The following is a 26145-nucleotide window of genomic DNA, read 5'->3' as shown; positions in this document are numbered from 1 at the left end:
TTGCTTATTCAAATCATATTCCTTTATCTAACTCATAAAGTTTACGATACTTTTCATTTTCTTTCAGAAGTTGTTTATGGCTACCTTGCATGACAATTTGGCCACGATCAAGGAATATTACTTCGTCTACATGTTCTATTCCTACAAGATGGTGCGTAATCCAAATAACCGTCTTTTCTTCCGTTGCAGAAAACATTGTTTCAATTAAAGACAATTCTGTTTTTGGATCTAAACCGATAGTCGGTTCATCAAGTACAATAATTGGTGTTTCTTGCATAAGAGTTCTAGCAAAAGCAACCCTTTGTCTTTCCCCACCAGAAAACCGTTTTCCCATTTCATGCATTTTTGTTTGTAATCCGGCTGGAAGAGAAGTAATATGTGAAGCTAATTGTGCCTTCTCTAAAGCTTTCCATATCTCTTCATCCGTCGCCTCTGGTTTGCCGATTCTCACATTATTTCCAATTGTCGTATCAAACAAATGTGGCTTTTGATTTAATACAGAAATATATTTAGATAAAAGATTCGTATGAGCTCGTTTACCATTCAATACAACTTTGCCATTTACTGGGCTTAACGCACCTGTTAATAATTTTAGTAAAGTAGATTTCCCTGTCCCACTCCTGCCTAAAATAGCAATTTTCTTCCCTGCTTTTATTTGTAATGATACGTCTTTTAATACAATCTCGTTACTATCTGGATAACTATACGATACGTGATTCAGTTCAATATCTACATGTTTTGGTTCAATGTAATCTTTCTCCTCCTGCAAATCCATTTCATCATGTAAAACACTATCACTTTCTACGCGATTAAGACGATGAGTAGATTCTACATACGACGGGATTCGATCGATGGCATCTGCAATAGGAATAAGCGCGTTCGTTACAGATAAAGTCATTAATACGAAAGCTGCGATTACGGTTGGAGCAATTTGTTCGCTTGCCGCTTCATTCCCAGTCCATATAATCATCGAAATAACTACAATACCTACTACTAATTGAATGATACTGTCCCGAATATGATACCAGCGTTTCACTCTCTTTTCTATTTTTAACAACTGATCATTTTGTTTTACATACTCATTAATAAATTCACCTTTACGACCACTCGCCTGCCAATCAGATAATCCAAAAACAGCATCCGTCAGTTGTTGATACAAACGGCTTCTACCTTGCTTCAAAGTAACATGGTGTTTCTTCATTAAAAGTAATGATACAAACGGAAGAAGAAACACGATAATAGCTAACATACAACCTACAATAAGTGCAAACACAAGGTCAAATGCACCGATAACAAGTACGAAGATACTATAAACAACTAGCGCTAATATGCTAGGGAATATTGTACGTAAATATAGGTTTTGCAAATGCTCTATATCTTCGGATAACACTCCTAACATATCACCCGTTTGAAATCGAGAACGAAAAAATAACGCCTGTGGTTCTACTATTCTATATAGTTTCGTTCTCATTTTTTCTAATATACGTAGTACGACATCATGTCCGACTAAGCGCTCTATATAATGAAACACAGCTTGCCCTATACTAAACGCTCTTGTTGCAACAATAGGAACATATACAGCCATTACATTTTCTGGTCTAAGGGCAGATTTTGAGATCAAATAACCTGAAATAAAAAGTAACATCGCTCCTGAACTAACTCCAAGAAGACCAAGGAAAATAGTTAAAGTCATTCTACCTTTATTTTGTTTTATATAAGGTTTAACCCAGTTGCTCATTTCTCTCCCCTCTCTTCCCTATGAAAATGTAATGTCTCATTCTCTAAAAGTTCTTCATACGTCCCACTTTCTTTCATTTCCCCTTTATTTAAAATAAGGATATGGTCCATTTGTTTCATCCAATGTAGACGGTGGGTTGCTAAAAATACTAATTTTCCATTAAATAGACGTAACATCGCTTGCTTTATTTCAAATTCGGTTTCAATATCAAGATGTGCCGTAGGCTCATCTAATAAAATGATTGGTTTTTTACTTAAAAGTGCACGCGCCATAGCAACACGCTGTTCTTGTCCGCCACTTAGCATACGTCCACCTTCTCCAATTCTTTCGTGCATCCCATTTGGAAGTGATGTAACGAGTGAACGAAGGCCGACTTCATTAATAACTCTTTCAACTTCTTCATCTGTTGCATTTGTTTCATAAAAACGAATGTTATCCTTTAATGAAAGCGGAAAAATATAAGGTTGCTGCGGAATGTAAGCAATATTTTTTTGCCAATCTTCACGAGTAGATCCATCAACTTCTAGACCATTTACTAACATCTTTCCACTCGAAGGAGATAAAAACCCGGCTAATACGTCGATTAACGTCGATTTCCCCGCACCACTTTCACCAATAACACCAATAGCACCGTTACCTTCCCAAGTAACATTAATCCTTTCTAATATAGCCTTCTCAGATTCAGTATTATTAACTTTGATATCTTGTAATTTCAAGCTACTAGAGGCATTCCATACTATATCTTCATTTAAATCTTTCTTTTCTATTCCTTTTTGTTGTTGCAAAATCTCTTCTATTTGCTCCATCGCAATTTGTCCATCTAATGTCGCATGATAATTTGCTCCCACTTGTTTAATCGGCAGAAAATATTCCGGAGCTAAAATCAAAATTGTAAGGGCTGGTAATAGTATAATCGTTCCATCTATTAAGCGTATCCCTAATCCAACTGCCACAAACGCGATTGATAAACTCGTAAAGAAATCTAATGCAAAAGAAGAAAGAAAAGCAACTCGCAAAGTACGCATCGTTGCTTTTCTATATCTTTTACTTACTTTTTCAATCTTTCCTTCGTGCTGTTCACTTTTCCCTAAATACTTTAATGTTTCTAAACCTTTTAACGTATCTACAAAATGGTTCGAAAGTACACGATATATCTCATACTGACTATCTGCCATTTTTTGCGCTGCTAATCCGAGAAGAATCATAAATATGATCACGATAGGAATCGTTACAACTAAAATGATTCCAGACTCAATATCTAGCGTAAAAACATATAGTACAATTAGACCTGGAACGATACTGCTTCTAATCATTTTAGGAATCGTTAATTCAATATATGTTTTAAATTTCTCAATCCCCTCAATTGATAAGGTAACCAGATGACCAGTTCCAACCGTTTGAACATACCTTGGACCTAATGTGAAATATGCCTCTATCAATTGTTTTCTTAGTAACGACCCTGTTTTTTCGGCAAAACGTTCCACTAATATTTGTGATGTTCGAACTACTATGTTACGCGCTGCAAACGCGATACCAAAATAAACAATTTCACTTAATATTGTTTGTACTGTCTCTCCATGAAATAAAAACGTAATAGCTCGTGCTAAAAAGATTGTTTGCGCAATAATACTAAAAGCTTCTAAAATACTAATAATCGTTAACGCTACATATAAAATACGGCTACCGGGATAAGACGGAAGTCCTCTTTTTCTTTTCATTAGTACTCCAAATCGTTGTCTGACTTAACAGGTTGTCTAAATACATAATAACTCCATATTTGACTTCCGATAACGAAAGGCAAAATAGCAATCGCAAAGTAAGTCATAAGTTTTAATGCATAAGCTCCTGATGCTGCGTTGTAAATTGTCAAATCATTCATTGCTCCTAAAGAGCTAATCATAACACGTGGGAACATACCGATAAATACACTCGCACTTAGTAAAATGATTGTTAAACTCGTCATAAAGAAAGCCCAACCATCTCTTCTTCTTTTATTTAATAAAGTGGACACTAATAGTGCTACAAAAGCTCCGATTGGTACCATAATCCATTCTGTTCCATGAGCAGTGAAAATGTCGGTTTTCCATAACCCCACACCAGCAAAAACAAGAAGTGTAATTAATGAAAATGGTGCAATTTTTATTGCAGCAATTCGTGCACGTTCTCTCAATTTACCAGTTGTACGTATCGTAAGAAATTGTAATCCGTGAACAATACATAGTAGGAGAAACATTACTCCCCCAAGTAACGCAAATGGATGAAGTAATTGCAGGAATCCACCTACAACATTTTTACTCTCATCAATAGGTACACCTACCATAAAGTTTGCAATCGCAACTCCCCAAAGGATAGGAGGTAACATACTTCCAATAAACATCCCCCAATCCCACGCACTCTTCCATTTATGATTATCTATTTTCGCACGAAATTTAAAGGAAACACCTCTTAAAATTAAAGCAAGAAGCATAAATACAAACGGAATATAAAAACCACTAAATAAAGTTGCATACCAGTGCGGAAATGCCGCAAACATGGCTCCACCAGCACAAACAAGCCATACTTCATTCGCGTGCCAGAACGGTCCTATTGTATTTAAGTAAACTCGTTTTTCAAAATCATTCTTTCCTAAAAACCTCGAAACCATTCCTACCCCAAAGTCGAAACCTTCCAGTACGAAGAATCCAACAAATAAGATTGCAATAACTAAAAACCATAACTCATTAAGAGATAACATACTCTTCCTCCTTATCAAATGGATCATGGCTTTGATAATCCTTTTTCGTTTTCTTATTCGTGTGGCCCTTAATGGTACGAACAAATAAGTACACACAAATTCCACCCATAATTAAATACATTGATGTGAATGAAATAAGTGAGAATAATACTTCACCGAATGTTACATTTGGTGATACAGCATCTTCTGTTTTCATTACACCAAATACAACCCAAGGTTGACGACCCATTTCAGTCATAATCCACCCTACTGTATTACCGATGAATGGAAGAGAAATTGCATACACCATTAATTTTAAATACCACGTTTTTTCAGCTAAACGATCTTTTCTTGATAAGAACCATCCGTAAGCTCCTAGAAGAAGCATGAATGTTCCACTCATTACCATCGCTCTAAAACTCCAAAACATTGTATGCACTGGAGGAATATAATCCCCAGGTCCATATTTTTCTTCATATTGTTTTTGAATTTGATTCATCCCTTCAACTTGACCGCTAAACTTATCATACGATAATAGACTTAGCATATAAGGGATTTGAATTTCAAACGAATTTTCTTTCTTCTCTGTATCAATTTTCGAAAATACTGTAAATGGCGCTGGATCCTCACTTGTATTCCATAGTGCTTCAGCTGCCGCCATCTTCATTGGATGTGTCTTAATTAATTGTTGCGCTTGTGCATGACCGAAGAATAATACAAGCGCCGTTGTAATTGTTCCAACAATGATAGAAATTCGGAAAGATTTTTTAAATACTACAGTTTCTTGTCCTTTTGTAATTTTCCATGCACTTACACCCGCAATAAAGAATGCACCTGTTGCAATTGCTGCTGTAATTGTATGCGGGAATTGTACCCATAGTTGTGGGTTTTGAATAATGGCTAAGAAATCATTCATTTGTGCACGACCATCAGCTGCCATTTCATACCCGACAGGTGACTGCATAAATGCACTTGCAGTTAAAATCCAGAATGCTGATAACATCGTTCCAATTGAAAGGAGCCAAATACACATTAAGTGAATTCGCTTCGGTAATTTATCCTCACCGAATACCCATAAACCTAGGAATGTAGACTCAATGAAAAATGCCAGTAATCCTTCAATTGCAAGCGAGGGACCAAATACATCACCTACAAAACGTGAATACGTTGACCAGTTCATACCAAACTGAAATTCTTGTAAAATACCTGTTACTACACCTACTGCAAAGTTAATAAGGAATAATTGCGTCCAAAACTTTGCCATCTTCTTATATACTTCTTGCCCTTTTACCACATACAACGTTTGCATGATCGCAATAATAAAAGCTAAACCAATTGACAGCGGAACAAAAAAGTAATGGAAAATCGTTGTTGATGCGAACTGTATTCGTGCCAATTCGAGCGTTTCCATACTAAAATCACTTCCTTCATAGTTTTTATAATAAAAGTTAATTGAGCAATCTTATCAAACTCAATTATTAAGAAATACGAAAAGACAAAAACATTTTGTATGTATTGTCGAAAAATATGAAGTTTCAGTTTTTCAAACTATTGCAATGCTAATTTTTACCTTTTCACTATTTCTGTAGTGTTTTATTCGTTAATCGAATTGTATAATATACCTGCATAGTAAATTCAGGTTATTTTTGACGTATTATTGACATCATTTTGTCTGAAATATGTCTTTTGTCATTTTTTTGAATCAGATTTTTTTCATTAGCAAAATGTGTTTTTTCAATATACTTCTTACTTTTATATCTATAAAACAATCGTTTTTTCTTCATACACTTGACTTTCAACCGAAAAAATGTCCTCGAAACTATCCTCGATAAATGCTTATTTTTTGTCAAGAGAAAAATGTATTTTCAAAATTCAAACTCGAAATAATGTTATTCAAAAATAGAAAACAACTTCCCTCTCCCTCGACTAAAAGTTCATTTTTTTGTCATTTTTCCATAACAAATAAAAAACTGAGAGTCAATTAGACTCCCAGTTTTTTTATTTATTTTGCTGTATGTTTTCTAACGGCTGGTAATATTTCAGTAGCAATTAATTCAATATTTTTCTCAATTTTATCAAATGGTACACCGCCAAAATCAATTTGTGCCATAAAGCGTTGTTGGCCAAACAATTCATATTGGTAAAGCATTTTCTCAATGATTTGTTGTGGGCTACCAACCATTAAAGCATCACGGTAATCTATTGCATTTGTAAATTGCTGTTTCGGATACCCACCACCGCGCAGTGTAAGCATACCAGCATTAATGTGAGGATAATATTCACTAAGTGCATCTTGTGAATTTTTTGCCGTATAAAATAAACTCGTTGTCGCAACTGGTAAACTAGCTGGATCAAATCCACTTTGCTGAGCAGCCTCGCGGTAAGCATCTACTGACACTTTAAAGTTAATTGCTGGACCACCAAGTGTTGTTATCATCATTGGCACACCTGCACGTCCTGCTTTAATTGCACTAGCTGGTGGACCTCCAACTGCACGCCAAATTGGTAAGTTATTATTTTTCGCTCTTGGAATAACCGATGCATGTGCGAGCGGTGCTCTGAACTGTCCATTCCATGTTACATGTTCCTCGTTATTAATTTTTAATAAAAGATCCATCTTCTCTTCAAATAATTCTTCATAATCATTCACGTCATAACCAAGTAAACTATATCCTCCAATACGAGATCCACGACCAGCTACGATTTCAGCACGACCATTAGAAATCAAGTCAATGGTAGCGAAATCCTCATATACTCGAACTGGGTCAGATGTACTTAATATCGTTGCGGAACTTGCAATTTTTATATTTTTCGTAGCTTGCGCGACCGCACCTAAAATAACTGTATGAGCTTGCGTTGTAAAATGCGTTTGATGACTTTCACCTACAGCAAACACATCAAGCCCTGCCTCATCTGCTAACTTAGCTGTTTCAATTAGTTCGTGAATTCTTTTTTCTGGCGTAATTTTCTCCCCATTATGTGGATTTAAAACATGATCGCCAATTGAATATAACCCAAACTCAATTCCTTTTCTTGTATCTATGCGGTATTTTTCCATAGTTACTCTCCCCTTTAATAAAGTAGTATTAGTTTTTCTTCTAAAAACGTTGGTAAGTCAAGTATATCTCCGTATTACCTATCTCATCACTTGATTAGTCAATTGATGATGTAAAAAAAATTACTCTTGCGGTAATTCTTTTTTTTCGCTATGCTTATGAACTTTCGTCATCAGCTCGTATAATATTTTCTGCTCTTCTTCATTTAATACATCATCAAAAAACGAAGATTGAAATGCAAGTTGCTCTGGCAATGCTCTCTCTAAAGCTGCTTCTCCTTGCTCTGTAAGACTAATTGTTTTCGTTTTCCAATCTTGTTTTCGTACAATATATCCTTCTTTTTCAAGACGAGTTAACATTCGAGAAATGCCACCTTGTGTAACAGTTACCTTTTCAGCTAACTCCATTTGTGTTAGTGGTTGATACGTACGTATTTGCAAAAGCACATCAAATTGAGCTGTCGTTAAATCAAAACGTTTTAAAAACTCATTTGACATTTGATTACTTTGGTTCGTAAATCGTATTAAACGTAACCATATTAATGATCCTATCGTATTATCACGCATGTTTCATCACTTCCTAGCGTTCATCTTACTATCAATTTACTACGCAAGTGATAAAAAAGCAAGATAAAATGTAATAAATATAGCGATAGAGTATTGCATAAATAATGATAAGTAAGAATTCATATAAACATGAATTCTTACTTATCATTATTCTTAACTTTTCATTTCATTCATTACTATATTTAAAGCTGTTACTGCTTTGGGCCAGCCAACATAAAAAGCCATATGCGTTATTAATGCAATCATTTCATTTTCTGCAATTCCATTTTGTTTGGCCAACTGCAAATGAAATAATAATTGTTCTGTATGACCAAGACTGATTAATGCCGACACTGTACATAAACTTCTTTCTCTTAATGTTAAAGTATCATCCCGCCACACTTCCTCAAACAATATCTCTTCACTATAATGAGCAAATGCAGGTGCCTTTTCTCTCATTTTCTCTTGAATACAATATTCAATTGATTCATTCATCATTTCACTCACCCTTCACTTTTACCAATTGTGCCAATCCTTGACCAAATGACCAATTTTCAGCAGATGTCTCATTTAGCGTAATAAAAATATCTGCACTTTTTATCCCCGAGCATTTAGAAACCTTCAAGGATATCGACTGATATAAATTCCTTTTTTGTTTTATCGTTCTTTCCGGTCCACATGTAATAGAAACATAAATCATATTCTCCGTTCTCTTTTCTCCTCTTTCTAATAAATAATATGGATTATATAAAAAGTGATTTTGTTGATAAGGTAAAAACATTTGAAAAAAATCATTTTCAGGGATGTTAAAATGTTCAATTAATGACAGATGAATACATTCACCTATCTTTTTCAACTCTTCTTTATTTAATATATTTTCATGATAATAAACGTTCACAAAAGGCATACATTTTCATTCCTTTTTCTTAATTTAATTTCAACAAGTTTTCATCGTGAAATGTGCAAAATCTCATATACTGTAACACCTTTATTTGTTACCATTTCAGGCTTCTCTTCATAAAACTCAAACCTACTGTATCCCCATTTATCCGGATTATAAACGATTACATTCCCTAAACACTTTTCATTGTTTTGTACATTTTCATTTATCGTGTTTAATTGAGTCCCAATCAACGTTTTACTTTGAGAAATACTTCCTGCATATTCAACAACATATCTACTTTTCTTAAATCCATCACTTAGATTAACCACTAATGGAACACCTATATGTATTTGTTGCCATCCAAAAGATTGTAAAATGTTATCGTAATACCCTTCAAAGATAAATTTATTCATCCCTTCATGACCATTCCAAATATATAAAGGTGCATAGCAGTTATAAAAATTCCCGTCTTTCTCCGTTTCCGTAATTAAATAAGCTTTAAAATTTAGTTCTTGGAAACCATCAGTTTTATAGCCATTATCCTTTACCCTTTTCTTAATAATTTCCATGTCATAATCCTTTGGAAGAATGACCTTATATTGCATTCCAATCATGTTTATCACTCGCTTTCAATCTTATATACATTATGATAAATCGATAAGCGGCTAACGTAAAATAGGTATAAATTATGTTTGGTATCATTTATAATGATAGTGCATAAGGGGCTGAGATACATGGAAATAAATGATCTTATTATATTCAAAACTGTGGCCAGTGAGGGTTCTATTAGTAAAGCTGCTAAAGAGTTAGGATATGTTCAACCGAACGTAACTGAGCGAATCAAAAAATTAGAACAAGAATTAGAAACGCCTTTACTACATAGAGATAACAAAGGTGTTTCCTTGTTACCTGCTGGTGACATTTTATTAGATTACACGAATAAAATATTAACTCTATTAGAAGAAGTAAAAGATGAAATTAAAACGAGTGGTTCTTCTTATATAATAGCGACGTCACAATCTATTTTGACAAATTATTTAAGTAAGCGTATTAAAGTAAATTTCAGAAATTATCAAATATATGTAGAAAGTAGTAGTCATTTGCAAAAATTACTGCAGCAACAAAAAGTTGATATGGTCATAACTTATGAGGATTATCCTGACGCATCGTTTAAAAAAGTGTTCACAACCTCAATTTCTGTAGGCTTATTAAAAGCGAAAGAAAAATGTACCATTGATTATTCAAAAGAAATTTTCTTCGTTAGCAATGACAAAAAGTGCCCTTTTAGGAATAAGACAATACAATTTCTAAAAGAAAACAATCTATCTCAGCGACAACTTCAACAGTTGGATTCTTATTCGCTTATGGAAGAGTTTATTGCTGATGGAAAAGGAATAGCTTTTTTACCGATTAAAAATGATACATTAGTAATAATTGAAGATGTTCCCCTTGAGAATTTAGCTGTTCATTTTTTTACGAATCAAACCTTTATAAAGCATATCCCTGATGAACTATTTGATTAATAAAATGACTTTGATTACAAACTTTTTTCAAAATAAAAATCCCTCTTTAACGAATATACAAGAGGGATTTTTATTTTGTATACAATTGATTTTTCACACGTTTTGCTCCACTTCTGTACTTTTCTCCTTTTTATTCCTTTTAAAACTCTTCAATTTCTTAACCGTCCCAACCAATCCTTTCGGAAAAACGAGTAGCACGATAATATACAATAAACCTAGAATAATCGTCCATCTTTCAAAAATCGGATATTCCGTCGCTAGTTCTGATAAATAATATTTTAGTGATTCAATAATCCCAGACCCAGCAATAGCTCCAATTAATGTTCCGACTCCTCCAATCATTGTCATTAAGAGTGCATTTAGTGTCATTTCAATTGAAAATACAGTCGTATTGACAAAGCGTAATGTAATAACAAATAAACCACCGCTAATTGCAGCTACTATTCCTGCGACTACACTTGCGATTATTTTATAATGGAGGACTTTATATCCAAGTGCTTCAACACGTTGTTCATTTTGTGAAATTGCCTTTAATACTTTCCCAATAGAAGACTTTGTAAAAAGACGTAATAGAATAAAAATGAAGCATAAACATACAAGTGATACATAATAAAAAGTAAAACGATCACGGAATATTTCTGGTACTCCAAATGTAAAACCATCTCCTCCGTGAGTAAGCCCACGCCATTTTTCAGCAAGTACGAAAAACAACTGTGAAATAGCAAGTGTTAACATTGCATAAAAATGACTTTTCAATCGTAAAGAAAGCAAACCAATTATATAACTAACGATTGCTGAAACGATAATTGCAGCTACTATTCCAATTAAAAAGTTCGTTATTGATACGCCTTGTCGATCAAATAAAAGCGCTACCCCATATGCTCCTATCCCAAAGAACATACAATGACCGAACGATACAATTCCTGTATACCCAAGCAATACATCAAAACTCATTGCAAAAATAGCAAAGATGAAGATTTGAGTGAACAAAATTAACAGGCTCCGTGAATCATTTACGAACGGAAATACACTTAAACAAATGAGCATACATACTCCGGAGTATACTTTAATTCGGTCCGATGTGTTGTTCACCATTTCACCCCTTTTCACCAACAAGTCCAGTTGGCTTCACTATTAAGAAAAATAGTAACATTAACATATTAATTGCAAGTGATAAATCTGGTATAAAATACGCTGTAAAAGCACCAGCTAATCCGACAATTAAAGAAGCAATAGCTGAACCTTGTACGCTTCCTAATCCACCGATAATTACTACTATAAATGCTAAAATTGCATACTGCATGCCCATCTCGGCGAAAATAACGCCCGAATACGGTGCTAATAAGAATCCTCCCAAAGCTGCCATCCCTGCTCCTAATAAAAAGACGAAAGAAAATATCGCTTTTACATTAATACCAAGCGCTTGAACCATTTCTTTATCCATTACACCAGCACGGATCATAAGACCTATCTTCGTCTTTTTGAGTAATAATAGTAGTGCAATGTAAATAATTATCCCAATCAAAATAACGAATAGACGATATTTAATTAATATAATACCTCCGGATGTAAAACTTCCTTGTAACCATAACGGTAATTTTGCACTAATAGGGTTTGGCCCCCAAAATATTTTAATACACTCACTAAGAACGAGCATTCCTCCAAGCGTAACGAGCAGCTGTCGAACATGATTTCCATATACCGGTCTAATAAGAAACCTTTCTAAAATAAATCCTAGGAACATTCCCATGGCTACTGCTCCAACTAAAGCTAATATATAACTTCCTGTCATATTAAATAACCAAACACCTGTAAATGCTCCCCATGCAAATAAACCACCGTGTGCAAAGTTTAAAACGCTCATTAGACCGAAAATAAGTGAAAGACCTGATGCTAACAAAAAAATGAGCATCCCTGTTGAAATCCCATTTACAAATAAATTTATTAACACATCCATCCTTTTCACCTCGGATTCATGTTAAGAGATTCCTAAATATTTATGACACATTTCCTTATCCTTTTTTAATTCATTCATAAAACCGTTATGAACAATTCGTCCGTTATCCATAATGTAAAAATAATCGCCAATTTGACTAGCCATCATAAAATTTTGCTCAACAAGTAAAACTGTTGTTTTCTCTTTCATCTTCAAAATAGCTACCATTAATTTCTCCACCATTATCGGGGATAGCCCTTTGCTCGGTTCATCAATAAGTAATAATCCATCACTATTAATAAACGCTCTTGAAATAGCCAACATTTGCTTTTGCCCTCCGCTCAAGAGCCCACTTTTCTTATTCCAAAACTGCTTTAAATCCGGAAATAGTTCCAGCATCCACTCTATTTTCCCTTCTACTTCTTCACCTTTTCCCCTAGCAAGAGCGAATGTTTCTTCTACTGTCAAATCATGAAAAATACCTTGATTTTCTGGTACATACCCTATTCCTTTCCTTGAAATTAAATGTGTAGGTAATCCACTTACTTTTGCACTATCATAATAAATTTGACCATCTGTAATCCGGTGAAACCCCATAACTGAACGTAATGTCGTTGTTTTCCCTGCCCCGTTTCTACCAAACAGTACAGTAATCGTCCCTTTCTCAACAGTAAGAGATACTCCTTGCAAAATATGAAACTGATCTAAATACGTTTCTATATTATTCACTTGTAATAGTGCCACTATATAATCCCCCTAAATAAGCACTTTGTACACGCTCATCTTTCATAATTTCTTCTGGCAATCCTTCAGCCAATAACTCTCCATGAAATAAAACGATAAGATGATCTGACAAACCTAGTATCATATCCATTTTGTGTTCGATAAGTACAATTGTGCTCTCTGGATGTTTCTTAATATTTTCAATCACTTGTAATATAGCAGGGACTTCCTCAACCGAAATACCTGCCGTCGGCTCATCAAGTAATAACACATCCGTTTTTAAAGCTAATAACATCGCAAGTTCTAGCTTTCTTTTCTCTCCATGTGCCAAATCTTTCGCTAATACGTTCTCTTTCTCGTGAAGTAATACTGTTTTTAAGAAACGTCTCGCCTCTCCAACTTGTTGCTTTAATTTTGCTGGATTCGGGAAAAAGCTATAGTAATCTTGTACGAATGATTGAACACTTAAACGGACATTTTCAAGTACCGTTAATTCTGGGAATATGTTTGTAAGCTGAAAAGAGCGACCGATTCCTAAGCGTGTTCGATCTGAAATCGATAGTTTTGTAATATCTTGCCCTTTAAAATACACTTCACCTGTTGTGGGTGAAATCTGTCCACTTAGTAAATTAAATAATGTTGTCTTCCCCGCACCATTTGGCCCGATAATAGAAATGAGTTTTCCTTTTTGGACAGTTAAATTTACATCTTTAATAACATGATCTTCACCAAAAGATACGCTAAGATTTTTCGTCTCTAACAAATGTGTCACGAAATCCCCTCCCTTTAAAGCCGTGAGTATGAAAGAAATATGTATAAAGAGGGTCCCCCCTCTTTATACAAAAACAACAGAAAATTCAGTCTATTTATTTTGAACTGGTGGTTCTGTTTCTTTCATCGTTAATTCTCGCTCTAACACTGGCACCGGATAATCAACACCGTCTTGCTTTTTCAATGTGATAGAATACAGTGTCTGCATCGCTTGGTGATCCTTCTCTCTAAACTTCATCTTTCCTTTTGGTGTATCAAATTCCATTCCTTCCATTTTCTTAATCAAGGTATCTACATCTGTATCACCTTTTGTTTTCTTTAAGGCTTCTACAATAGAAATTGCTGCTGACATTCCTCCCGCTGTAAACAAATCTGGCACTGCACCATTAAAACGTTTTTTATGCTCTTCAACTAGCCAATCATTCACTTTATTTTTTGGAAGTGTGTGATAATATACAGAAAAACCTTGCATACCTACTAATGCATCCATTGTTTTTAATGCTGGTATATCTGGCGCACCTGTAGAAATTTTAATACCTTGCGCTTCCACATTCATATCTTTCAACTGTTTCCAAGGTGAATTTGCCCCTGCCCAAACGATAAATAAATAATCTGGTTTTGAACTAATGATATTTTGAATATTCGCTGTAAAATCTGTTGAATTTGTATCCGCGTATTGCTCATTCACAATGTTCGCACCTAATTTTTTCGCACCCGCTTTAAATGCAGCAATCCCTTCACGACCAAAAGCGTTATCTGGGGCAAATGTCGCAATCTTTACATCTTTTTTCGCAATTGCTGCTGCTCCTGCAATCGCATCTTGTGAGGAACTTCTTCCAGTTCTAAAAATATATTTATTCCAGTTCTTCCCGGTAATACTATCCGCAACTGCCGGTTCTACAACCATAATCTTTTCATATTCTTCTGCCAGTGGTAAAACCGCTAACGTATCACTTGAACTAGACGATCCAACTAAAAAATCAACTTTCTCTTCTTCTAATAACTTCGTAGCTTTCTTCACTGCTACATCCGCTTTCGTTTCTGTATCTTCTACAACAAACTTAATCTTTTTCCCATCTACTTTCCCAGTCCCACCAGTTGCATAGTCTAACCCTAATTCAAATCCGTTCACTGTTTGTTTTCCATACGATTCTAGCGGTCCTGTTAAAGAAGCAAGGACTCCTACCTTAATCGTTTTTTCATCTTCTGTACTTGTTTTCTTTCCTGAACAAGCTGCCGTTATTAATAACGAACCTAAAACACAACCAGTAAACATTGTCTTTAGCCACTTACGTTTTTTCATCGACATTGTGATCCTCCCCATACTTTACTTTCTGATAGAATCAAACACGCCAAAATCCCCTGTCCGTAATCATGACTAACTAATACGATAGATAATGGAAAACTCTTGTAGTACCCTCTACATTCGGCACAAATATATAATCACCTTCCTATGTAATGGAAACGGACATACAATCAATATATATTCTGCAATCCAATTGAAAATACTGTTTCATTTTAGTAATGGCCATACAAAAAGACTAACTTATTTTTTAAGTTAGTCTTTTCACCTTAATTAGAGTTAAGTTCTACTTTCTCTAACCCTTCAGCCAATCGTTTCTTATCTATTCCTTCTCCAATTACTACTAAGTTTGTTGGGAAACCGAAATCTTGTTCCAGTAAAGTCGGTACTCCGAACGAATATTGGAATAGGTGAGGGTATTTATCTCCATGGAATTTCACAAAGCCTTTCACTCGATAAATACTATCTGGTAAATTCGAAAGCCATTCATATAATTTGTCTTGATCAATCGGTTTCGTAAATTGATACGTCATCGTTTGTATATGTAAATGCTGTTTAACGTGTAGTGTCTCATGTTCCTCATCATTTGGAAATTCTGCTTCTTCTATATCTTTTAAAGATATATTACAATACTTTGTCTCATACATTTTCGCATGATCATTTATTGTCTTTACTTCTTCAAGTACTATGTTCTTATCTTCATCTGTTAGTAAATCTGCTTTATTAACAAGAATGTGACTACCAAATTTCAGTTGCTCATGCAATAGCTGTTGTACATTTGCACTTAATATACTTTTGTTTAACCACCTTACTGCATCTAAAACGACTACAATTGATTTCACTTCCAGGAAAGGAGCTAAAATTGGCGAGACACACGCGTCTAACACTTCAATTGGATGCGCAACACCTGTCGTTTCTATATAAATGACATCTGGTCTTTCTTGTTGGTATAACGAATGTAATTGTATTTCAAGCTCTTCTTTTAACGTACAACAAATACAGCCTTTAAGAAGTTCTCTTAAAACATTCTCTTTTCCAATAATATCTGTATCTACCGAGTATTCACCAATTTCATTCATTAATACTGCAACTTTTCTATTCTTCTTTTTCTCTGCTAACAATAAATTTTGTAATAATGTTGATTTTCCACTACCTAAAAAACCACCTAATATATGAATCTCCACTTTATTCATTCAACCGACCATCCATTTCTTTATTTCAAATGTATTCAAAGCGTAATAATTACGATTTATATTTATCATTTTATTAAAAGAATGACCATTTGTAAATATAAGAGATTCACTGCTCATTTACTTCATATGCAACTCTAACTCCAGACTCAATTGCTCCTTGCATCCATCCATGTGTTAATGTCGTATGCTCTCCTGCAAAGTGTACTTTTCCAGATGGTGGTGTAATATACGGAAATAACTCGAGCTCTTGGCCTGGTTCAAAAGCTGTAAATGCACCGCAAGAATACGGATTTTTACTCCAGCTAAAAGATGTTCCAGTGACAAACTCACTATAGACGATGTCACCGTATATTTCCGCTAAATTTTTTAATGCGTAACGAATACGATCTCTCTGGGGGAGACTATCCCATGTTAACGCCTCATCTGCCCACGTATAACTAGCCAACACAACAGCTGGTCCTGGAGTATGAATGCCATAACTCGGATAGTATGTAAACCGTATCGGTAAATCAGTAATAGATTTCCCACCACACTGTCCCGCTTTCTCCCAAAATCTACTTTTAAACTCTATTGCAATTTTAGTTGCAGCAATATAATTTAATTCACGAATTGCTCTTCTTTTAAAATAAGAGAATAAATAGTATGGCTGAACTTCTACAAATCTTAACGCTGAAAACGGAATTGTAATAATAGCAAAATCACTTGTTATTGTAAATTGCTCTAACGTTTGCTCATGGTTTCCTTGTAACATTACTTTATTATCTTCTTGTATGATTTTATCAACCTTATACGGCATTAAAATATGCTCTCTTAATTGTGGTAAGAATGCATTCGATAACTTATCCATTCCACCAGTTATTTCATAATATTTCGTTGTTGAAGTAAAGAAGATCATTTCACGTAATACTTCAATTAAGGACATTCCCATATAAGCTTCCATATCAAGAAGTACCCCGATTATATCTATTGCAACATCTGAATAATACTCCATTAAAAATGAACCAAGCGAATACGTTTTATACTTTTTTTCAACAATAAGCCAGTTTTTATCAGGTTCCTTCTTAATATAATTTAGTATTGGTTCTAATACCTCAATCATTAACTCTTCTGCCGTTTTTCCTCTTTCTTTATCCAAAACCGGATATTCAAGTACACTTGGATCATTTTCAAACACATTCAATCTCGTTTGAATGTTATTCGTGTAAATGATATCTGCAAAAGTTTTATTTATAAAAAGGTTTAAAGGTAGTTTAAATTTATAAATATACGCTAAGGTTAACTTATGGGTATCAGGGATTCTCATCGGTCCCGCATTAAAATATAAACCCACACTAAATGGTTCCCGAATCGTATACACCCTGCCACCTATTCTGTTATTTGCTTCTATAATCGTTACTTCGTGCCCAGCCTCTTTTAATAAAGAACCTGCAACTAATCCAGAAATCCCTGCACCGGCAATGGTAATCCGTTTTGGGTTATTCTTTTTAACAAGCCCTGCATGAATAATATGAAGCATTTCTTCCATTGTTAATGGGTTCCCCATGCCATTTCCCCTTTTACAAAGGATTTTACTGAATTATATTCAGTTACCTTCATTCCTATGTTTTGGGCAAGGAATTACACGGATACATTTTCAAATACTTGAATATCTTTTATAAAATGTAATAAACTAGATATGATTCTATAGAAGTAAGACGTATTATCTTACATAACAAAACCAATGAAATTGCGAGGAATTTTGAAATGAAAAAAGGTATTAACCGTGTTGTATTAGTAGGAACAGGAGCAGTTGGATGTAGTTATGCTTACTGCATGATTAACCAAGCCGTAGCTGAAGAATTTGTTTTAGTCGATGTAAATGAGGCAAAAGCTGAAGGAGAAGCAATGGATTTAAGTCATGCTGTTCCATTCGCACCAGCTCCAACTAGAGTATGGAAAGGCAGCTACGAAGATTGTAAAGATGCTGACCTTGTAGTTATTACAGCTGGATTACCACAAAAACCAGGCGAAACACGTTTAGATTTAGTTGAGAAAAACGCTAAAATCTTTAAACAAATCGTTCGCAGTATTATGGATAGCGGATTTGATGGCATCTTCTTAATCGCAACAAACCCTGTAGATATTTTAACTTACGTAACTTGGAAAGAATCTGGTTTACCGAAAGAACGTGTAATCGGTTCTGGTACAACGCTTGATTCTGCTCGTTTCCGCTATATGTTAGGTGAGTACTTCGATATTGGTCCACACAACATTCACGCTTATATTATCGGAGAACACGGCGATACTGAACTTCCTGTTTGGAGTCATGTTTCCGTTGGTATCCAAAAACTACAAACACTGCTTGAAAAAGACAACACGTATAATCAAGAAGATTTAGACAAAATTTTCATAAACGTCCGTGATGCAGCTTACCATATTATTGAGCGTAAAGGCGCAACTTATTATGGTATCGGTATGTCACTTCTACGTGTTACAAAAGCAATTTTAAACGACGAAAATAGTGTATTAACTGTATCAGCTTACTTAGAAGGTCAATATGGTCAAAAAGATGTTTATATCGGGGTGCCTGCTGTTTTAAATCGCGGCGGTGTTCGTGAAATTTTAGAGGTTGAATTAAGTGAAGAAGAAGAATTAAAATTCGATCACTCTGTTCAAGTATTAAAAGAAACAATGGCTCCGGTTCTTTAATTAAGATAAAAAAGCAATCCAATTTATTTTGGATTGCTTTTTTATCTTAATTATCCCCTATGACCTTTTAATGATTTTCTATCATTTCTTATTTTTTAGTCGCATCCTCATTATTTATATCAAGTACATCTAATAAAAAGATAAAGATTGGTATCCCGATAATAAGCCCCCATATTCCGAGGAAATGCTCTGAGAAGATGAGAATCATAAATGTATAAAAGATTGGTAAATTTGTTTTTGCAGACATAAACTTCGGATTTAAAAAATAACTTTCAAGAGCGTGGATTACTGTTATGAACACGAGTATGTATACTACGTACATAACTCCGCCTACGTTGTAAGCAATGATACAAAGTGGAAACAAAGAAATAATCACACCTGCAACAGGAATCAACCCTAGTAAGAAAACCATAACAGCTAATACAAGTAGCTGTGGAAATCCTAAAACAATTAATGCAATGACAGTAAGAATACAATTTACAACGGCAATTAAAAACTGAGCTTCAATTACTTTTCCGAACGATCTTGCAAATCTTTCACCAAAATATGCAATTTCCTCATAAAAGATTTTTAACTTACTATCTTTAAACTTAGATGTAAATGTAATAATACGCTCTTTTTCTAATAAGAAAAATAAGCTTAAAATTAGAGATAATAATATTTGTAAACTTACCTTCCCTATATTTGCTATTGATTGATATATAACATCTACACCTTGTTCTATATATTTTGATACTTCCATCCCATTAATTGTCGAAAGTACATATTTAACGATTTCATTATCAGGTGGATTTTGAAAAAACAGTTTAAATTGATAAATTAATTGTGAAATTTGTATCGTCAGCACAGGTAAATATTTATATAACGTTGTGCCTATAAAGGAAACTAGTATTATATACAAACATGCAATAACAATTTTCCGGTTTACTTTCAATTTTCTTGAAATAAAACGTTGAAATCGATCCATTAAAAACGTCAGTATAAACGTAATTAATATTAAATTGATCATACTTTTTAATGCATATAATACAAGCGCTACTATTATTAAAACGAGAAACCGTTGAAACCCTCTACTTCGAAAAAAACTCTTTACTTCATTCATTAAAAATTAACCTCCCCCTTCAATGGATGGAAATTGAATATATTACATTTTATGAACTCCTATAGACAATCTTTCTTACTAATTAAGAAGAATCCTTTTTTTCTTTTCATATTGTTAGATTCGTTTAACTGGAATCCACCAACATATTTCGGTGGACTCCAGTTATTTTTCATATAATCTTTTTATAAACTAGGTGATTTTCTATTTTTAGACTGCTGTTCATACGCATATCCCATATTGAAAAGCTCTCTTTCACCAAACTGTTTCCCTACAAACACTACACCGATTGGTTCTCCATTTTTATCATATCCAGCAGGAACCGCTAATTCCGGATAACCAGCTACAGCTGATAGAAGAACTTCATCGTTATTAATCATAACTAGAGCATCCAAACCTTGTTCTACTAAATACCTATCTAGCTCTTTTTTTGCATTTGCTTGACTCGTTTGTACTACGTTTTCGAACTCTTCTTTCGTTATAGCAGATTTTTCAGACCCCTCAATTAATGTTTGTCCGTACTTTATTCGTCTTTTACTATCCTTTTTATTAAACGCTAAAATCTCTTCTAACGATTTTACCGGTACATTCTTTTGCTGTGAAAGATAGTCGTTTACATTATGCTTGAACTCATATTCTGAAGTTTGCAAATTATCTACACCCCCATTGTTTAACTGAATATAATCAGTCAATATTGCACCTGCATCTTGAAGGTCTTTTTTTATTTTTTCTGCTACTGTTTTTCTATTTTCATCTTGTTGGTCTACAGAAAAAAGAAGCCCTATCTTTTTCCCTTTTAATCCATCTATTGATAAATCCTTTGTATAATTAATTCTTTCTATATCTTTCATTTTTTCTGTCATAACATCTTTTTCGTCATAACCTATCATTGCATTAAATAACGTTGCTGCATCTTTTACTGTTCTTGCCATAGGTCCTGCTGTATCAAGAGTTTCAGCTAATGGAATAATTCCTGTTCTACTTACCATACCTAAAGATGGACGTAACCCAACTACTGATTGCTGCGCCGCTGGTGCAACAATCGATCCCGTCGTTTCTGTTCCAATTGCAAGCGGCGCAAAATCCGCCGCAACTACTGTAGCAGATCCTGAACTTGATCCTGAAGTATCGAATGTAATCGGACCGTACGGGTTTAAATTTTGTCCTTTTTTCCCGCTATACCCGCTTGGCATTGTAAAAGATAAATAGTTCGCCCACTCAGACATATTCGCTTTTCCTAAAACAAATGCTCCTTCTTCTTTCAACTGCTTCACAATTGTTGCGTCTTGATCTGCAATCCAATCTTTTAATACATAAGTTCCTGCACTAGTCGGCATCACTTTTTCCGTCTGTACATTATCTTTTACAACGACAGGAATACCATATAAATTCGAATTTTTGTTTCTACCCCGCTCTTGATCTAACTTTCTTGCTTCTTCCATCGCATTAGGATTTATCTCTGTAACAGAATTTAATGTTATTCCATTTTGATCATGTTCTTGTATTCTAAAGAGATAAATACTCGTTAATTCTTCATATGACAACTTTCCATCATCAATCATTTTTTGAAGCTCATCTACAGTCGCATTTACGACTTCTTTTTCTTTTATCTTTACATTTTCTATATTGATTCCTTTAAGCTGATTATGTATCGGTTGTAGCACTCTTTCTTTATCATATACAATACGCTCAGGTTCCTTTGGAAAATAATTTTTATACACGTAATATCCGCCGGCACACGCTAATAAGACAATGCCTCCAGTGATAGACAGCGTTACCTTTACCCATTTCTTCATGTTGCTTCCTCCACTCTATAAGATGCTTAGCTATACAAAAAAGAGAGTTACCTTTTACTTAACTCTCTCCAATCAAAATGCTAAATGAAAAAATGAAAGATTTCAATCTAATTACTTCTTTTTTTGCATTTGCTTTGCTAACATTTCTTTCACTTGATTATACGTTAATCCTGAATTTTTATTTAAACGCTTTACTTCCTCAACATCAGTACCTACCACTGTATACTTTTTCTCATCATTCATTTTTCTAATTCCCTTCTCACCGGATTATTTCTTATATTTCTTCCCTAAATGCACATAAATTAACACCACTACAAAAAAGGAAGCTGTTTTTCAGCACAGCTTCCTTCTCGTTACATATTGTATTTCTTAATAAAATTTCACTACATCTTCAGTAGGCAAGAACGTTCTTTCTGCTGGTTGTTCGTTTGGTTCACCAAATGGCATTTGACCTACTAAGCTCCACTCTGCTGGAATGTTCCAAGTTTCTTTCACTTCAGCATCTACGATTGGGTTGTAATGTTGTAATGACGCTCCAATTCCTTCAGCAGATAATAGCATCCACACAGTATGTTGTAACATCGCATTTCCTTGATGAGACCAGAATGGGAACTGATCTTTATATAATGGCGCATTTTCTTGCATTTTTTGTACAGTTGCTTGATCTTCAAAGAATAGAACTGTTCCTACACCTGCATGGAAGCCTTTTAGTCTTTCTACAGTCGCTTCAAAGTTTTCTGCTGGTACGCGAGCTCTTAGTGTTTCTTTAACAATATCCCAAAACTTTTCATGCTCTCCATCCATTAATACAACCATACGACCACTTTGCATATTGAAAGATGTTGGTGCGTGTAAAGCTGTTTTTAACACTTCTTCAATTCTTTCTTTCGTAATTGCATCGTTTTTTGCTACTTTACGAATTGAACGGCGATTCACAATTGCTTCTTTTAAGTTTGTTGTAGTTGCTGACATTTTAATTCCTCCAAATGTTTGTTTTATAATTTATTTTGTTATTTCATAACAAGCGAATTAGCAATATCCATCGGTATTACATTGCATACCTTCAAATGAATTTGTTTTATCCTTTTCAATTTCTTTATCAATGACCCTTTCTAGTGTTTCTTTACTAGCAAGCCCTTGAATGACTTCATCTCCAATCATGACAGTTGGAACAGCCATAATATTCGCTTCATCATATGCGTGTTGAATTGCTTCTTGATGCTTTTCTTTATATTTACGAATTACTAAAGCATCTTTAAATTCCGCCTCAGGAAGTCCTACTTCTACCGCTAATTTTGTTAACACATCAATATCTTCAATGTTTTGCTCTTCTTGGAAAAATGCTGTGAATACGCGGTGATGATACTCATTACCTAGTCCACGTTCTTTCGCAAATTGACATCCTTCGAAAGCTAAATGTGTATATGGATGTGGTGAAACACGTGGCAAGCGCATATCAATTCCTAACTTCTTCGCTGTCGGAAGAATGAAAGCATCCCATGAACCTAATTTTTCTGGTTCATTCCATGGATCTATTTTTGAATATGGACTTGGACGTAATTCAAATGGCATCCATTCAATCTCTACATCTTTCTCTTTCGCTACCTCATCTAATGGACCTTTTGCTAAAAAACAAAACGGACATATAAAATCTGAGTATACTTTCATTTTTACAGTCATAACTTTTACACCTTACCTTTATTGTTGTAATCAAATCAGTTACATTAATGACAAAAAAATATAAATAGGATTTAAGCATTCATTTTTTCTTGCAAAGTTTCAAACAACTGCCCCATTGTAATATTTCTCAAAACTTCTTCCATCGCGGATTGTGCTTGAATTAAAATAATTTCTAACACCGCTTGAATATTCGCCCCAATTGGACAATCTGGATTCGGTTGCTCGTGAATATGAAATAGCTTGTCTTCTTCGACTACGTTCACTGCATGATACACATCTAACAATGTGATTTCATATAAATCCTTTAGTAATCCCGCGCCACCCGGTCCACGATTTACGTAAACAAAGCCAGCTTGTTTCAAGTACGACATGATTTTACGAATGACTACTGGATTTGTATTGACACTCTCAGCCATATAGTCTGAAGTACAAAGTGAAGATGGATTGTTTTTCAAAATAGATAAAATATGAACAGCTATGGAAAAGCGGCTACTAATTTTCATCGTAATCACCACCTCGATGTAATCATTATAGTTACAACTAAAAAATAAGTCAATCCTTTTCATAGATTTTTTATAAGTAAATTAAAAAGTGTCCCATTATGATATATGAGACACCTCTTTTTATTCTGCAAATAGCGATTGAAATTCTTCAATAAATAGCTGCACAGCGATTGAAGAATCCTTTAATGAAGGAACAGCTAAAGCAATTTCTCTCCATACTTGTGGTTCCAATTCTCTCGTTTGCACATTTTTTGGTAAATTCGTTAAAGATAATTCAGCTAATATTGCAATGCCCAATCCTTCTTGAATCATATTTAAAGCTGTAGTAACTGTCGAAATTACATATTCAGCCCGAAGTGGTACGTTTGCTTGTTTAAACATATCAATAATGGGTGGTTCGTATCCACCCTTACATAATATGATCGGTTCATTCTCTAAATCACAAATTGTAAGAGCGTCCTTCTTACAGAGAGGATGATCCTCTCTTAAGATAGCAACCATTTTCCCCTTCGTTAATGGAACAATCTCCATATCTTTATTAGGCAAAATAACAATTCCTATATCAATAACCCTCGATACTAACCAATCTTCAACTTCTTTAATCGTTCCTTCACAAAGAACGACTTCTAAGTTCGGATACTTCTCCTTAAAAAGGTTTATCATTTTGGGTAAGAAATGTGCAGAAGCGCTCGGAAAACTCCCAATTCGAATCGTCCCAACTTCGTGCCCTTTCTCCATCGCAACTTCTTGTTCAATCTTCTCTACACCGTTCAAAATCTCTCTAATATGTACAAGAATTCTGTTTCCTACATCCGTAACAATTAATCCTTTTCGTTTATCACGTATAAGAATCGTAACTCCTATCTCTGACTCAATACTTGAAATCGCATGACTAACAGCTGGCTGCGTCATATTTAACACCCGAGCTGCCTTCGTAAAACTACCTAACTCAACGGTTTTTATTAATACTTGCAGTTGTGTAATGGTCATAACTAATCACTTATACTCCCCATAAAAAAGATTCATTTTATTTATTACAGTCGATATCATATCATAGTGAAATGAATAACAACAAGGAGGTCTTACCGTGACACAGCTTTCTCGAACTAAGACGGCCATAATCCTTACCTTTCTCGTTTTCATGTGGGGAATCAATTGGCCTTTATCTAAGTTTGCCCTGCATTATACACCACCCGTTTTATTTGCAGGCGTTCGAACTTTAATTGGAGGATTCATTTTACTCCTTTTCGCATTACCGAAATACAAAGAGTTACACTTAAAAGAAACTTGGCATTTATACGTTATTTCTTCTTTACTTAACATCATTATATTTTACGGATTACAAACTGTAGGCCTTCAATATATGCCAGCTGGGTTATTTTCCGCCATTGTATTTCTACAACCTGTTTTACTCGGCATTTTCTCATGGATTTGGCTTGAAGAATCTATGTACAGCTTAAAAATTTTTGGGCTTGTTCTTGGATTTATTGGCGTGGGTGTCATTAGCTCTAGTAGTTTAACTGGACATATCTCTATTATCGGAATCCTTCTCGCGATAGGATGCGCTATTGGCTGGGCACTTGGAACAGTATTTATTAAGAAGACTGGGCACCGCGTTAATTCCATTTGGATGGTAACACTTCAGCTCATTATTGGCGGGCTTTGCTTAATTGGATTTGGTTCAGAGTTTGAAAGCTGGTCTAGTATCGCTTGGAGTATACCATTTGTTAGCGTACTTCTCTTTATTTCGTTCTTCGTTATTGCAATGGGGTGGCTTGCATACTTCACACTTGTTGGAGCTGGTGAAGCAAGTAAAGTTGGGGCTTATACATTCCTCATTCCACTAATCGCTATTATTGTAAGTTCAATTTTCTTACATGAGGCCATTACAATGAGCTTATTTATTGGGCTATTATTTATTGTTGTGAGCATTTGTTTTGTAAATATAAAACCAAAAGCACTTGCTATAAGGCAGCAAGTTGAATTGAAATAAAC

The 26145-nt window shown here is 34.6% G+C and carries 26 protein-coding genes; 3 read left to right on the top strand and 23 right to left on the bottom strand.

All coding sequences use genetic code 11. The features are described 5' to 3' along the window. Positions 1 to 13: 13 nt before the first annotated feature. From cydC to AC0ONG_RS08030, 9 genes are all read right to left on the bottom strand, one after another. Positions 14 to 1738: a thiol reductant ABC exporter subunit CydC gene (gene cydC, locus AC0ONG_RS08070; RefSeq protein ID WP_016077848.1), complete on the bottom strand. Its 1725-nt coding sequence runs from the start codon at positions 1736 to 1738 to the stop codon at positions 14 to 16. Continuing rightward, positions 1735 to 3456, bottom strand: a complete 1722-nt coding sequence (gene cydD / locus AC0ONG_RS08065) for a thiol reductant ABC exporter subunit CydD (protein WP_000824030.1) — start codon at positions 3454 to 3456, stop codon at positions 1735 to 1737. The genes cydC and cydD overlap by 4 nt, the downstream gene beginning before the upstream one ends. Further along, a complete protein-coding gene (cydB, locus tag AC0ONG_RS08060) occupies positions 3456 to 4472 on the bottom strand; it encodes a cytochrome d ubiquinol oxidase subunit II (RefSeq protein WP_000950083.1) in 1017 nt (338 codons plus the stop codon). Before cydB ends, cydD begins: the two co-directional genes overlap by 1 nt. Then, positions 4459 to 5862, bottom strand: coding sequence for a cytochrome ubiquinol oxidase subunit I (gene cydA / locus AC0ONG_RS08055; protein WP_000448870.1), 1404 nt, complete (start codon positions 5860 to 5862; stop codon positions 4459 to 4461). Before cydA ends, cydB begins: the two co-directional genes overlap by 14 nt. A 591-nt stretch (positions 5863 to 6453) precedes the next feature. Next, entirely contained in the window at positions 6454 to 7509 is a 1056-nt protein-coding gene (locus AC0ONG_RS08050) for an LLM class flavin-dependent oxidoreductase (protein ID WP_000417550.1), read from the bottom strand. A 120-nt stretch (positions 7510 to 7629) separates the two neighbouring features. Beyond that, entirely contained in the window at positions 7630 to 8073 is a 444-nt protein-coding gene (locus AC0ONG_RS08045) for a MarR family winged helix-turn-helix transcriptional regulator (protein ID WP_001205523.1), read from the bottom strand. A 153-nt stretch (positions 8074 to 8226) separates the two neighbouring features. Continuing rightward, positions 8227 to 8550 carry a carboxymuconolactone decarboxylase family protein gene (locus AC0ONG_RS08040; protein WP_000980843.1) on the bottom strand — a complete coding sequence of 108 codons (324 nt, stop codon included), beginning with the start codon at positions 8548 to 8550 and terminating at the stop codon, positions 8227 to 8229. 1 nt (position 8551) lies between these two features. After that, positions 8552 to 8959, bottom strand: a complete 408-nt coding sequence (locus AC0ONG_RS08035) for a tautomerase family protein (RefSeq protein WP_001117255.1) — start codon at positions 8957 to 8959, stop codon at positions 8552 to 8554. A gap of 41 nt (positions 8960 to 9000) precedes the next feature. Then, complete coding sequence (locus tag AC0ONG_RS08030) at positions 9001 to 9549, bottom strand: DUF4865 family protein (RefSeq protein WP_000579906.1); 549 nt, start codon at positions 9547 to 9549, stop codon at positions 9001 to 9003. 120 nt (positions 9550 to 9669) lie between these two features. Between AC0ONG_RS08030 and AC0ONG_RS08025 the strand changes: the two genes are divergently transcribed. Further along, the gene (locus tag AC0ONG_RS08025; protein WP_000404994.1) at positions 9670 to 10458 is read left to right on the top strand and encodes a LysR family transcriptional regulator; all 789 of its coding nucleotides are present in this window, start codon (positions 9670 to 9672) and stop codon (positions 10456 to 10458) included. A 93-nt stretch (positions 10459 to 10551) separates the two neighbouring features. On the opposite strand, the gene AC0ONG_RS08020 is transcribed toward AC0ONG_RS08025, so the two are convergent. From AC0ONG_RS08020 to AC0ONG_RS07990, 7 genes are all read right to left on the bottom strand, one after another. Then, on the bottom strand, positions 10552 to 11505 hold the full coding sequence (locus AC0ONG_RS08020) for a branched-chain amino acid ABC transporter permease (RefSeq protein ID WP_002083259.1): 954 nt from the start codon (positions 11503 to 11505) through the stop codon (positions 10552 to 10554). Between the two features lie 49 nt (positions 11506 to 11554). Beyond that, entirely contained in the window at positions 11555 to 12415 is an 861-nt protein-coding gene (locus tag AC0ONG_RS08015; protein ID WP_000382788.1) for a branched-chain amino acid ABC transporter permease, read from the bottom strand. Between the two features lie 21 nt (positions 12416 to 12436). Beyond that, positions 12437 to 13138 (bottom strand): ABC transporter ATP-binding protein, encoded by a 702-nt coding sequence (locus tag AC0ONG_RS08010; protein ID WP_001196715.1) that lies wholly within the window; start codon positions 13136 to 13138, stop codon positions 12437 to 12439. After that, on the bottom strand, positions 13116 to 13889 hold the full coding sequence (locus AC0ONG_RS08005; RefSeq protein ID WP_000149309.1) for an ABC transporter ATP-binding protein: 774 nt from the start codon (positions 13887 to 13889) through the stop codon (positions 13116 to 13118). The genes AC0ONG_RS08010 and AC0ONG_RS08005 overlap by 23 nt, the downstream gene beginning before the upstream one ends. Positions 13890 to 13979: 90 nt before the next feature. Continuing rightward, positions 13980 to 15197, bottom strand: coding sequence for a substrate-binding domain-containing protein (locus AC0ONG_RS08000; RefSeq protein ID WP_000061996.1), 1218 nt, complete (start codon positions 15195 to 15197; stop codon positions 13980 to 13982). A gap of 263 nt (positions 15198 to 15460) precedes the next feature. Next, positions 15461 to 16384 carry a CobW family GTP-binding protein gene (locus AC0ONG_RS07995; protein WP_001044926.1) on the bottom strand — a complete coding sequence of 308 codons (924 nt, stop codon included), beginning with the start codon at positions 16382 to 16384 and terminating at the stop codon, positions 15461 to 15463. 106 nt (positions 16385 to 16490) lie between these two features. Continuing rightward, entirely contained in the window at positions 16491 to 17927 is a 1437-nt protein-coding gene (locus tag AC0ONG_RS07990) for a flavin monoamine oxidase family protein (RefSeq protein ID WP_000528028.1), read from the bottom strand. Between the two features lie 200 nt (positions 17928 to 18127). Between AC0ONG_RS07990 and AC0ONG_RS07985 the strand changes: the two genes are divergently transcribed. Further along, complete coding sequence (locus AC0ONG_RS07985) at positions 18128 to 19072, top strand: L-lactate dehydrogenase (protein ID WP_000715322.1); 945 nt, start codon at positions 18128 to 18130, stop codon at positions 19070 to 19072. 88 nt (positions 19073 to 19160) lie between these two features. Here AC0ONG_RS07985 and AC0ONG_RS07980 read toward each other — a convergent pair whose 3' ends face one another. The 7 genes from AC0ONG_RS07980 to AC0ONG_RS07950 all read right to left on the bottom strand — a co-directional run bounded on the left by AC0ONG_RS07980 (position 19161) and on the right by AC0ONG_RS07950 (position 25140). Continuing rightward, complete coding sequence (locus AC0ONG_RS07980) at positions 19161 to 20174, bottom strand: AI-2E family transporter (protein WP_001006602.1); 1014 nt, start codon at positions 20172 to 20174, stop codon at positions 19161 to 19163. A 182-nt stretch (positions 20175 to 20356) separates the two neighbouring features. Continuing rightward, complete coding sequence (locus AC0ONG_RS07975) at positions 20357 to 21967, bottom strand: amidase family protein (protein ID WP_127725751.1); 1611 nt, start codon at positions 21965 to 21967, stop codon at positions 20357 to 20359. 111 nt (positions 21968 to 22078) lie between these two features. Beyond that, a complete protein-coding gene (locus AC0ONG_RS07970; protein ID WP_000997344.1) occupies positions 22079 to 22210 on the bottom strand; it encodes a hypothetical protein in 132 nt (43 codons plus the stop codon). 126 nt (positions 22211 to 22336) lie between these two features. After that, positions 22337 to 22939: a nitroreductase family protein gene (locus tag AC0ONG_RS07965; protein ID WP_001277013.1), complete on the bottom strand. Its 603-nt coding sequence runs from the start codon at positions 22937 to 22939 to the stop codon at positions 22337 to 22339. A 57-nt stretch (positions 22940 to 22996) separates the two neighbouring features. Further along, positions 22997 to 23647, bottom strand: coding sequence for a DsbA family oxidoreductase (locus tag AC0ONG_RS07960; protein ID WP_000216666.1), 651 nt, complete (start codon positions 23645 to 23647; stop codon positions 22997 to 22999). A 71-nt stretch (positions 23648 to 23718) separates the two neighbouring features. Continuing rightward, a complete protein-coding gene (locus tag AC0ONG_RS07955) occupies positions 23719 to 24150 on the bottom strand; it encodes an Rrf2 family transcriptional regulator (protein WP_000704085.1) in 432 nt (143 codons plus the stop codon). A 120-nt stretch (positions 24151 to 24270) separates the two neighbouring features. Continuing rightward, positions 24271 to 25140 carry a LysR family transcriptional regulator gene (locus AC0ONG_RS07950; RefSeq protein ID WP_000156761.1) on the bottom strand — a complete coding sequence of 290 codons (870 nt, stop codon included), beginning with the start codon at positions 25138 to 25140 and terminating at the stop codon, positions 24271 to 24273. A 97-nt stretch (positions 25141 to 25237) separates the two neighbouring features. Between AC0ONG_RS07950 and AC0ONG_RS07945 the strand changes: the two genes are divergently transcribed. Next, a complete protein-coding gene (locus AC0ONG_RS07945; protein WP_127725750.1) occupies positions 25238 to 26143 on the top strand; it encodes a DMT family transporter in 906 nt (301 codons plus the stop codon). Positions 26144 to 26145 lie beyond the last annotated feature (2 nt).

Source organism: Bacillus sp. TCT6, assembly GCF_056033845.1.
This window is presented reverse-complemented; position numbering and strand designations above follow the sequence as displayed.